Annotated in this window: 8 protein-coding genes; all 8 read left to right on the top strand. The window is 76.9% G+C overall.

Translation table 11 applies throughout. The features are described 5' to 3' along the window. Positions 1-845: ABC transporter permease (locus EF918_RS25515; RefSeq protein WP_148141262.1), on the top strand; the 845-nt coding region annotated here is incomplete at its 5' end. Beyond that, positions 842-3379 carry a lantibiotic dehydratase family protein gene (locus EF918_RS25510; RefSeq protein ID WP_260610666.1) on the top strand — a complete coding sequence of 846 codons (2538 nt, stop codon included), beginning with the start codon at positions 842-844 and terminating at the stop codon, positions 3377-3379. The genes EF918_RS25515 and EF918_RS25510, both read left to right, overlap by 4 nt. Continuing rightward, positions 3376-5127 carry a hypothetical protein gene (locus EF918_RS25505; protein WP_125650891.1) on the top strand — a complete coding sequence of 584 codons (1752 nt, stop codon included), beginning with the start codon at positions 3376-3378 and terminating at the stop codon, positions 5125-5127. The genes EF918_RS25510 and EF918_RS25505 overlap by 4 nt, the downstream gene beginning before the upstream one ends. Then, the gene (locus EF918_RS25500) at positions 5124-7085 is read left to right on the top strand and encodes a TOMM precursor leader peptide-binding protein (protein WP_125650889.1); all 1962 of its coding nucleotides are present in this window, start codon (positions 5124-5126) and stop codon (positions 7083-7085) included. The genes EF918_RS25505 and EF918_RS25500 overlap by 4 nt, the downstream gene beginning before the upstream one ends. 14 nt (positions 7086-7099) lie before the next feature. Next, positions 7100-8620: a nitroreductase family protein gene (locus tag EF918_RS25495; RefSeq protein ID WP_125650887.1), complete on the top strand. Its 1521-nt coding sequence runs from the start codon at positions 7100-7102 to the stop codon at positions 8618-8620. Next, complete coding sequence (locus EF918_RS25490; RefSeq protein ID WP_185921915.1) at positions 8617-9591, top strand: thiopeptide-type bacteriocin biosynthesis protein; 975 nt, start codon at positions 8617-8619, stop codon at positions 9589-9591. Before EF918_RS25495 ends, EF918_RS25490 begins: the two co-directional genes overlap by 4 nt. Further along, entirely contained in the window at positions 9588-10775 is a 1188-nt protein-coding gene (locus EF918_RS25485) for a cupin domain-containing protein (RefSeq protein WP_125650882.1), read from the top strand. The genes EF918_RS25490 and EF918_RS25485 overlap by 4 nt, the downstream gene beginning before the upstream one ends. After that, the coding region (locus EF918_RS38505) for a transposase family protein (RefSeq protein WP_260610664.1) at positions 10691-11206 on the top strand (516 nt) is incomplete at its 3' end. The genes EF918_RS25485 and EF918_RS38505, both read left to right, overlap by 85 nt.

Here is an 11206-nt window from a genome sequence, read left to right as displayed (position 1 = left end):
GGGGTGGCCCGGCCGCCGCCCGCCGGGCCACCCCCGGCCGGGCCCTGCCCGGCGCCGTCCCCACCGGACTGCGTCGCGGCAGGGCCGAGATACGGGTCTTCTTCCGCAACCGCACCGCAATCGTCTTCGGGACGCTCCTGCCCCTGGCCCTGATGCTGCTGTTCGGGACCCTCTTCAAGGGGTCCGTGCCCGGCACCTCCGTCCCCCTCCACGGCGTCGTGGTGGCAGGCGTCCTCGCCTCCGGCGTGATGTCCGCCGCCTTCAACACCCTCGCCATCGGCACCGCCCTGGAGAGCGGCGACGGCACCCTCAAGCGGCTGCGCGGCACCCCGCTGAGCCCGGTCGCGTACTTCCTGTCCAAGGCCCTGCTGGTGCTGGCGCTCAGCGCCCTTCAGCTGGTCCTCGTACCGGTGGTGGCCTGGGCGGCCTTCGGCTTCGTCCTGCCCGCCTCGCCCGCCCGCTGGGCGCTGCTGCTGTGGGTGTTCCTCCTCGGCGCGCTGGCCAACTCCTTCCTCGGCGTCGCCATCGGCTCCCTGGTCACCGACCGGCGGGGCATCGGTGCGGTGCTCCAGTTCCCCTTCGTCCTCCTCCAGTTCGTGTCCGGCGTCTACTACCCGTTCGCGCAGCTGCCGGACGCCCTCCAGCACGTGGGGGCCCTCTTCCCCCTCAAGTGGCTGGCACAGGGCATGCGCGCGGCGCTCCTGCCCGACGCCCTGGCCGCCGCCGAACCCGCGCACGGCTGGGAAACGGGCCGCACGAGCCTCGTCCTGCTCGCCTGGACGGCCGGCGGGCTCGTGCTCTGCGTCCTGGCACAGCGGCGCCTCCTGCGAAAGGGCCTGTCGTGACCCCCACCTCCACCCCCACTCGCGAGGGCCGCGGCGGGGAGCCCGTGTGGATGCTCCGCATCAACCCGCTGCGCCGCACCCTCCTGGCCGACGAAGCCCTCGCAGGCCTCGTGACACGGCTGGCCGCAGCCGAACGCGACACCGCCGCGCTCGCCGCCGAATGCTCCGACCAGCTGTACGCCCGCATCGGCGCCAGCACGGGGGAGGAGCGGGCCCGGCTCGTGGCAGTGCGCCGGGCCATCCACAACGGCCGCACCCCCGGCCCGCTCGCCGCCGCGCCCCCCGTGCCCGCCGTACCGCACTGGCACGCCGCCCGGAAGCGGCTCGTCCGGCTGCGCCAGGAGGTGCGGGACGCCCACGGCGCGGCCGTCGCGCGCGAGCGCCGCCGCCTCGCGGAACTGCTGGGCGACGAGGACCTGCGCCGCTCCCTCGCGCTGCTCGCGCCCGAGGTCGACGGCGCGGCCGCACGCTACCGGCAGGCCGCGGCCCTGACCGGCGAGCCCCCCGCCCGGCTGCGCAAGTCCGAGCGCGGCCTGCTCCAGTACGTCACCCGCGCCATGGTCCGCACCAGCCCCCTCTCCCGCCTCACGGCCGTCGCCCTCGCCGTCCCCGGCGACCACGGCACCGGCCCCGGCGAGGCCGCCTTCACCGGAGCGGTGTCCCACCCGTCCCTGGACCGGGTCATGACGGACTACGTCGGCGCCGGCCTCCCCGGCGCGCCGAGCCGCCGGCCCACCCCCGACGGCTGGGTGCAGCGGCCGCCCACTGCCGAACTCGACCCCGACACGGGCCGCTACTCCTTCCTCCACGCCACCGACGCCGGAGTGCGGCTGCTCGTCGCTCCGCCGAGCGAGTCCCTGCGCGTCGTGCTTGCGCTCACCGCCATGGGCCCCCGCCCCATCGCCGACGTCGCCGCCGAGGCCGCCCGCGTCCTCGACCTCAGCATCCCCGACGCCGTCCGCACCCTTACCGACGCCGTGCACGTCGGCATCCTGTGCACCGCCGCAGGCCCCGAGGACTGGCACGCCGACCCGCTGGCCCCGCCCCACGGGCCCGGCGCCGAACAGGTCCGCGGCCAGCTGGCCACCGTCCGGGAGCAACTGCCCCGGCTGGCCTCCGCGCCCGCCGCCGAACGCCCCGCCGTGCTGTCCTCCGTACGGGAGGCCGCCGCCGGACTCAGCCGCGCCGCGGGCCGGCCCGCGACCCTGCTCGTCGAGGAGGACTACGTCGCCCCGCCCCCGGCCCTCACCACCCGGGCCTGGCGGCGGCAACTGGCCGACCTGGGCGACGTGGTGGAGTTCCAGAGCCTCTTCGACCGCATGCACGACGTACGGCAGCTGCTCACCGCCGCCTTCACCGCCCGCTTCGGTACCGGTGCGAGCGTCCCGCTGTGTGAGCACGCCGACGGCCTGGTGCGCGAGGTGTACGACCGGGAGCTGCGCTACCGGGTCCACGGCGAACAGGGTCTCGGCCCGGCCGACGGCTCCCTGGAATCCCTGCGCGCCCTGCGCGAACGGGCCCTGGAGGTGCTCCACGCGGACCTCGCGGGCCGTGACCCGGCCGACGAAGAGGTGCGGTGGAAGCCGTCCGAACTCGCCGCGCTCACCGACGGCCTGCCTGAGGCGCTGCGCCGGGACCCGGTCTCGTACGGGGTGCTCGTCCAGCCCGTGAGCGACCGGCTCGTCGTCAACGACGCCTACGCCGGACACGGCATGCTCTACGGACGCTTCCTGGCCGCCGACGCCGCGGCCGGCGGCACCGCGGCCCGGCACCTCGCCGACCGGCTCACGACCCGCTACGGACACGACGGCGCGGCCGTCGCCGAGGACCTCGGCCTGCACCGCCTCAACGTCAACGCCCACCCGCCCGTCCTTCCCGACGGACTGCACGCCCAGGACTGGTACGGCCTGCGTCTGGCCCACGACCCGGCCGCCGACAGGCTGCGCGTCGAACGCCCCGACGGCCGCGAACTGCGCGCCGTCACCCTCGGCGCCGGGTTCCCCGAGCTGTACCCGGCGCCCCTGCGCATCGCCACCTGGCTGCTCAGCGGCGGCCGCCTCGTCAACGACGTGGCGGGGGCCCGGCACCGCCTCGCCGGCGGCGACCCCGCCGCCACCCACGCATGCCCGCGCCTCGCCGCCGGGGACGTCGTGCTGTCCCGTCGCCGCTGGTACCCGGGCGAGGACTTCGAGACCGCCCTCGCGGCAGGTCCCGGCGACCCCGACCGGCTGCTCGCGCTCACCACGTGGCGGGCCCGGCACGGAGTACCGCCCGAGGTGGTCTTCAAGACGGTGGCCGACCCCACGCGGCGGGCCACCGCGCGGGACCGCAGGCGGCGCAAGCCTCAGTACGCCGACCTGCGCAGCGCCCTGATGACACGGGTGCTGCCCCGGCTGCTGGAACGCGGCGGGACGGGCTACGCCGAAGAGGCACTGCCTGGCGTGGGCGCCTCGGCGCACGCCTTCGAGTGGGTGGTGGAGATCGGACGGGCCCCGGGGGGCCGGTTCACGTACACGACGGAGGAAGAACGTTGAGCGACCTGCGGATACTGCGGCCCGGACTGCACTACGCACCCGTGCAGAGCGGGGTGTACTTCGGCCACGGCCGCGGACAGTTCGTGCTGCGCGGGCCCGAGGCCCTGTTCGGCGTCGCCGAAGTGTGCGTCCCCGCCCTGGAGGACGGGAGCACCGAGGACGACCTGGTCGCCGCGCTCGGCACCGAGCGGTCCCGGCCGGTGGTCCGGCTCCTGCTGAAGACCCTCGACGCGCACGGCCTGCTCCTCGACCCGGCCCGCTTCACCGCGCCGCCGCCGTCGCAGGACGAACGACGCCGCCACGCGGGCGCCCTCGCCGAACTGGAGGTTGCCAGTGACGACCCGTACGGCCACTTCGCGACGCTGCGCGCCTCGGCCGTGCTGCTGTGCGGGCCGCCCGAGGCCGTCGCCCCCGCCGCCCGCGGCCTGCACCGCGCCGGGGTGGGCCGGCTGCTCCTGGCCGTACCGGATCCGCGGGCCGTCGCGACGACCGCCCGCCAACTCGGCGCCGAGGTCCACGAGCTCGGCCCGCAGGGTGCGCCCGCCGCAGCGGACGCCGACGCGTACGTCCTGTGCCGGGCCCCGGAACAGGACGGCCCGGCGGACGCGGCCGACGCCTGGGCGGCCTGGCTCGAACGCCTGCCGCAGGGCCGGCCGGTGGTGCCGGTGGCCTTCGAGGAGGCGTTCATCCTGGTCGGCCCCGTCCTCGACGGCCCGGACGCGGCCGCCCGCCGCACCGCACTGCACCGGCGGATCGCCGGCCACGCCGCCGCGCGGCCGGCCGCGCCGGTCACCCGGCCCGTCGGCGATGCCCTCGCCGGGGCCCTCGCCGGGCGGGCCGTGTTCCACGCCCTCACCACGGGCGCCGACCCCGCCGAGGTCCACCTCGTGCACGGCGAGGAACCCGCCGCCGACCGTGTCGAGGCACCGGTGCACCCCGACGGCCCGGACGCACCGTCCGTGACCCTGTCCCAGGTCGCTTCCGAGCCCGCCCCCGCGGCCGGGGAGACCGCCGAGGCCGTCGAGTCCCTCGCCGGGCCCTGGGCCGGCCTGTACGCCCTGCCCACCCCCTACGACCTGCCGCAGCTCCCGGTCGCTCTCGCGGAGGCCCGCCCGGCCGCCGCCGACGCCCGGTCCTTCGTCGCCCCGGGCGACAACCAGCAGCAGGCCGCCCTCCAGGCCGCGCTCGCGGTGCTGCGCTCCGCCCTGCCCACCGGGCCGGACGCGGTCGCCGCGGCCGGCACCACCACCGAGCGCTGGCTCCTGGACGGTGCCCTGCGGCTGCTGACCGCTGGGACCGGCCCCGCCGGCACTCCGGCCGACTACGAGGCGCTGGCGGCGCGCCCCCGCGGGCTGTGGCGCGTACTGGCCGACTACGAGGACGTCCCGCTCCACGTGGAGCTGCACGAACTGCCCGGCCTGTCCTGGCCGCTGGCCCGCGTCGCGGCCCAGGACGGCACGCCGCTCGCCGCCGCCTGGGGCCCGGACGCCGACGGCGCGGTCGCCGAGGCCCTCGCCGGAGCGCTCGCCCGGATCCGTACCCGGGCGGCGCGCGGCACCGACCCCGGCGGTGACGGACCCGGCACCGCCGCCCTGGAGACCGCCGACGACGCCGCGGTCGCCGCGCTGCGGGCCGAGGTGGCCGCATACGGTGCGGCACGGGGCATGGAGTTCACCGGCCGCCCCGCCGACCGCGACCCCGTCCTCGGCGAAATCCCCTTCGCACACGGCCGGGTGAGCGCCGGATGACCGCCACGACGCCCGCCACTGCCACGCCCGCCACCGCCACCGGCGTCGCGACCGGCCCCGGCCTCACCGCCGGTGCGGACCTCGGCGCGCACCTGGCAGCTCTGCTGGAACCGCTCGCCCGCACCACCGGCGCCACCGTCGCCGTGAACGCCGGCTGGGACCTCGCATGGGAGACACGGCAGTGGCGGGCGGCGGCGGCCGCCGAAGCACGCCGCCCGCACCTGTCCGTACGCGTCCTCGGCACGGAGGCGGTCGTCGGACCCCTGTGGGTGCCCGGCACCCCCGCCGGCTGCGCCGGCTGCGCGGAGGCACGACTGCGCATCACGGCCGACCACCCGCTCGTCGAGGAGTTCGCCGTACCGTGCCTGCCGCCCGGAACGCAGTCCCCCTTCCTGCCGGAACTGCTGGAGACGGCCGTCGCCTCCCTCCTGCGGACGCCGCCCGCGCCCGGCGAACTCCACGCCGTCGGCGGCCTGCGCAGCGGCCGGCACCGGGTGCGCCGCAGCCTCGCCTGCCCGGTGTGCGCGGACCGGGACACCACCCCGGTCGACCCGGCCGCCCCGCCGCCCCGCTGGGAGCCCGTCTCCCGCCCCGCCGACCCCGGCGACCCGGCGCGCGGCGCGCACGGCCGCGGCCTGCTGGACCGGACCCACCTGCGCGAACGCGTCGTCGACCCCCGGTTCGGGCCCGTCCTCGGTGTCATCCGGGACACGAACGCGCCGTTCGCGATGAGCAGCGCCGTCCACCCCGACGCGAAGGCCTGGGGCTACGGACGCGCTCCGCGCTTCGACCGGTCGGAGCCGCTCGCCGTGCTGGAGGTGTACGAGCGCCTCGCCGGCTTCCCGCACCACGGCGCCGTACTCACCGACACCCCGTACACGGACCTCCGCGGCCGGGCCCTGGACCCGGCCTCCCTCGGCGGGTACACGGCCGAGCAGCTCGCCCACCCCATGAGCCGCGTGCTGCCCGGCGACGCCGGCACCCCCCGCGACTGGGTGTGGGGGCACCGGCTCCGGGACGGCGAACCGCTGCTCGTCCCCGCCGAAGTCGGCTTCTACCAGTACGAGTACACCGAGCGGATGGCCCGCCACCGGGCCCGCCGGGCCCCGGCCGGACGCCGCCGGCAGTTCCAGCCGGAGTCCTCCAGCGGCTGCGCGCTCGGGTCGAGCCTGGAGGAGGCCGCACTGCACTCGCTGTTCGAACTGGCCGAGCGGGACGCCTTCCTCCTGGCCTTCCACCGCGCCCGGCCGCTGCCCGCCCTGGACCCCGGCTCGCTGGACGACCCGGTCAGCCGCATGCTCCTCGCCTCCATCGAGGCCCGCGGCTACGACGCCCACCTGCTGGTCACCACCCAGGACATCGCCATCCCGGCCGTGTGGGCGCTCGCCGTGCACCGCGAGGGCGGCTACCCGGCCACCTGGTCCACCGCCGGATCCGGAGCCGACCCGGCCGGCGCGGTACGCGGGGCCCTGTGGGAACTGGCGCAGCTGGTCCGCGAGCCCGTCGACCGGGAGCGTGCCGACGCCGAACGGCTGCTGGCGGACCCGTACCGGGTCGACGTCCTGGAGGACCACTACGTCCTGTACTCCCTGCCGCAGACGCTGCCCCGCATCGCCACCGTCCTGGGCGGCCCGACGGTCGGCCTCGACGAGGCGTTCCCCGAGGCGGCCGAGCGGTTCCGCGCCGAGGCGGGCGGTGACGTCCTCGGCGCCCTGCGCCGGACGGAGCGGCTCTACGCGGACGCCGGACTCGACACCGTCGTGATCGTCGACCAGACCACCCGCGAACACGCCGACCTGGGGCTGGCCGTGGCCAAGGCCGTGGTGCCCGGCATCGTCCCGATGTGCTTCGGCCACGCCCAGCAGCGGCTGACGGGTCTGCCCAGGCTGGAGCGGGCCCTCACCGAGGCCGGACGCCCCGCCGGCGCAGCCCCGTACGACCCCCACCCCTTCCCCTGACCAGGAGATCATCCATGGCTGCCCTGTCCGCCCGGGACGTCCTTCGGTTCGCCTTCGCCCAAGGAGCCGGGAACGCCCTGGTCACCGCCCCGATCCGGGTCACCGGGAACCCGGTGAGCACGGCCGGCGACCTGCCGCCGGGCACCCTGCCCGACCACCGGACACCCCTGCCGACGGGCACCCACGAACACCTCTCCGACCTGCCGTACCCGCGCCGGCAGGTCACCCCCGAGACCGTGGACCGGCCGGACACGGCGGAGCGGCGCCTCGGCCACGCACTCGTCGCCGCCTTCGGCATCCAGCGCCGCGAGCCGTCCAACCCGTACAACGACCATCGCGGCTATGCGTCCGTGCGCAGCAAGTTCCCCGTCCACGCCTTCGTCACCGGCGGCGGCCGCCGCCGCTTCGTGGACCCGGGCCGGCACGCCCTGCTGGACATGGCCGGCGCAGGCGCGGCGGGGGAACCGGCGGCCGTCGTCCTCGCGGGCCGCTTCACGCACCTGCCCGACTACTACCGGCCCCTGCGCGGCCCGCTGACCGAGCTGGAGCTGGGCATCAACCTGCGCGCGCTGGCTGTCGCCATGGAACTGTTCGGCGTAGCGGGCCGGCTGCGCCTCCCGGGCGCCGACGGCACCGAGCTGCCGGCCGGGCTCGGCCTGGCCCCGGCCTGGCAGTGGACCCTGCCCCTGGTCGTCGAGACCCAGGCGGCGGCCCTGGCCTCCACCCCGGCGGCCCCGCCCGCCGGGTCCCTCGCGGCGGCCTGGGCCGCCGGATCCTTCGCGTCGGCCGGGTCCGCCGGGGACGGGGCCGCGTGCCCCGATCCGGCCCTCGCGGAGGTCGTCGCCGTCAACCGCACCCAGCGGTGCGGAGGTCCGGCCGCGCCGCTGGCCGGCGCGATACCCGAGCTGCCCGGGGAACGCGGGCCCTCCTGGGCGGAGGTCCTGTTCGAGCGGACCGCCGGCCGGATGCCGCGCCGTCTCTCGGGGATGAACGGCCGCCGCCGCCGGGTCCCGTCCACCGCGCTCACCGACGCCGCGGCATGGCTGGCCGTACCGCCGCCGGGCCTCCTGCGGGCGGTGGCCGACGCGATCCGCGTCACCGCCGTGGTCCAGGACGTCGACAGCTTCGCCGCCGGCCGCTACGAGGTGCGGGGCTCCCGCGTCGAGGCCCGGGACACCTCCGGCACCGGACTCCACGCCCGGCTGGAACGCGAGTACGGCTACCCGCTCACCCCGGGCAACGGCTGCGACGTGCGCCACGCGACGACCCTGTGGTTCCTGACGGCCCGCCCCGCCCGCCTGGTCGAGGACTTCGGCCCCGCCGGATGGACGCTCGCCCAGTACGCCGCCGGCTGGATGACGCAGGGCCTGTCCCTGTCCGCCGCCGCGCACGGCCTGTACGCGCGCCCGGCACGCGCCTTCGACGAGATCCCCGTGCAGCGGCTGCTCGGCCTGGAGCCCGACGAGACCGTGCTGCTCTCCGTCATCAGCGGCACCGGCCGCTTCACCGAACAGGTATGGGACATGCGCCTGTGACCACCACCGCCCGCACCCCCGACACGACCGGCACCGCGCCGACCGGCACGTGGACGGCCTGGCACCTCCACCTGCCCTCGTCCGCGCAGTCCGTCCACGACCGCGTCCTGCACGGAGCCGTCGGCCCGGCCGTCGCCGCACACCCCGGCCTGCCGTGGTTCTTCGTACGCTACTGGCAGGCTGGCCCGCACCTGCGACTGCGCGTCGCCGGCCTCCAACCGGACGAGGCACACGCCACGGAACGCCGCCTGCGCGAGGCCCTGCCCGGCGCCGCGGCCCTGCGCGACGGCGAGCAACCCCTCGGTGACTCCGCCTTCGGGCACGAGGCGCAGCGCCTCGCCCGCGCCGGGGAGGACGGCTCCGCCCTGCCCCCGGGCACGCCTCCGCTGCCCACGGGCGTGTACGGGGCGGCGTACGAACCGGAGTACGGACGCTACGGCGGCGAAAGGCTGATGCCCCTGTCCGAGTCCCTGTTCACGTCGTCGAGCAGCCTCGTCCTCGGCTTCCTGTCCTCCCGGCCGCGGGGCCGGCGTGCCCGTGCCCTGTTCGCCCTGGGCGCCGCCGCGTGCGCGGCCGCCGCGCTCGGCGACGGCCCCGACGCGGAGGCCTTCCGCGCGCACGGCCTCGCCTCGTGGCGGCGCTGGCTCCTCGGCTACGGCCACGGCCCGGACGACGTGGACCGGTGGGTGGCGGCCGCGGGCACCGCCCCCGGGGAGGCCGAGCAGGAACGGGCCGTCATCGCGTCCGCCGCGTCCGGCACCGGCCCGCTCGCCCCGTGGCAGCGCGAACTGACCGCCGCCGCCGCGGTGTGGCGCAGCACCCCCGGGGTCCGGCCCGGCCGGCTGCTCTTCTCCCACCTGCACATGCTGCACAACCGCCTCGGCCTCGGCATCGCCGACGAACTCCTCACCTACGCCAGGCTCGCGCCGCTCCCCCCGCGCTCCGCCGACCTCCACCGGAGCACCCGATGACCACCACCGCCCGGGCGCTGGCAGCGCCCCGCCGCACCGCCCTCGGCCGCCTGGTCGAGGACCCGCCCGGCTTCGCCGCGCACCTGCCCGGCGAACCCCGGCTGCGGCGCGCCGCCGACGACTTCTCCGACCTGTTCGGCCTCGCCGAGGTCGACCGCCTGCTCACCGACCGGGCGCTGCGCAGGCCCGCGTTCCGGGTCATCCGCGACGGCGCGCAGGTGCCCGACGCGTCCTGCCTCCACGGCGGCCTGCTCTACCCGGACGTGGCCGACCCGCGCAAGATCTCCGGCCTGCTGGCGCAGGGGGCCACCCTCGTCTTCCAGGGACTGCAGGAACTGAACGGCCCGCTCGCCGAGTTCGGCCGGCGCCTCGGCCACGACCTGGGCCGTCCGGTCAACGTGAACGCGTACGTGACACCGGCCGGCTCGCAGGGCTTCGGCGACCACTACGACACCCAGGACTCCTTCATCGTCCAGATCCACGGCAGCAAGCGGTGGACGCTGAAGGACCCCGCGCTCGTGCAGCCGCTCAGCCACGAGACGGGCAGGCCCCTGCCCGAGGACGACGGATCGGGCCGCACCCTCACCCTGGAGTCCGGCGACTGCCTCTGGCTCCCGCGCGGCTGGGTCCACTCGGCACGCAGCACGGACACCGCCTCGGTGCACCTCACCATCAGCCTGTACGAGTGGACCGGCCACTGGGCGTGGACCCGGATCGCCGCCCGCGCCCCCGGCCTGCCCGGCCGCTTCCCGCTGAGCACGGACTTCTTCAGGGACCGGGCGGCGGCCGAGAAGGACATGGCGGCCCTGCGCACCGAGCTGATGGAGTGGCTGGCCACGGCGGACGACTCCGCCCTGGTCGACCTGGTCCGCGCGGCCGGTGCCCCCGAGTTCCCCTCCCCGGTCCGCCATCCCGCCGGCCAGGTCCTGTCGCCCGAACCGGACGAGGACACCGAGTACACGGTGAACGCGCACGCCGTCCTGAACGCCGAGACGCGAGGGGACCGCCTGGTCCTCACCCTGGGGGCCCGCGGCCTGACCCTCCCGGCGGCGATGACCCCGCTCCTCGCCGACCTCCTCACCCGCGACCGCTTCCGCCCATGCGACCTCCCCCCGGCCCCGGGCACGACCGCCCTCCTGACGCGCCTCCTCAAGGAGGGCGTCATCACCCGCAGCCACTGCTGATCTGGATATCCGCCGCCCGGCCCGGCCGCACCCGCGACAACACCGCCGCCCGCCACGACCACATCCTGACCCACCTACGCGCCGCCGGCCTCGGAGCACTGGCCGACCACGGCTTCCGCGGCTTGGACAACGACCTCCTCGACCCCGTGATCGTCACCGGCTACGCCGCCGGCCGAACCCGCAAACCCACCCCGGGCGAGAAGGAAGCCGACCGCGTCCTCGCCGCCGGGCGCGCACCCGTCGAGCGCGGCTTCGCCCACCTCAAAAACTGGCGGACCCTCACCAAACTCCGCACCGACCCCGGCCCCCGCCCGCGCTCCTGCACGGCCGGAGCGGACACGCGGCCATGCCGGAGGCCGCCGTCAACCCGATCGAGTTCGCGGCGGCCGCCGTCCTCCAGATCAAGGAATGAGCCGCGCCCCGGCCCGGCC

Source organism: Streptomyces sp. WAC06614, assembly GCF_003949795.1.
Taxonomy (GTDB): Bacteria; Actinomycetota; Actinomycetes; order Streptomycetales; family Streptomycetaceae; genus Streptomyces.
The sequence above is the reverse complement of the archived record's forward strand: the minus strand, read 5'-3'. Positions and strand labels throughout refer to the sequence as shown.

What these genes read in the sequence shown, in the direction of transcription:
- EF918_RS25500 (WP_125650889.1), top strand. Translation starts at nt 5,124, where the DNA reads ATGACCGCCACGACGCCCGCCACTGCCACGCCCGCCACCGCCACCGGC.
- EF918_RS25495 (WP_125650887.1), top strand. Translation starts at nt 7,100, where the DNA reads ATGGCTGCCCTGTCCGCCCGGGACGTCCTTCGGTTCGCCTTCGCCCAA.
- EF918_RS25485 (WP_125650882.1), top strand. Translation starts at nt 9,588, where the DNA reads ATGACCACCACCGCCCGGGCGCTGGCAGCGCCCCGCCGCACCGCCCTC.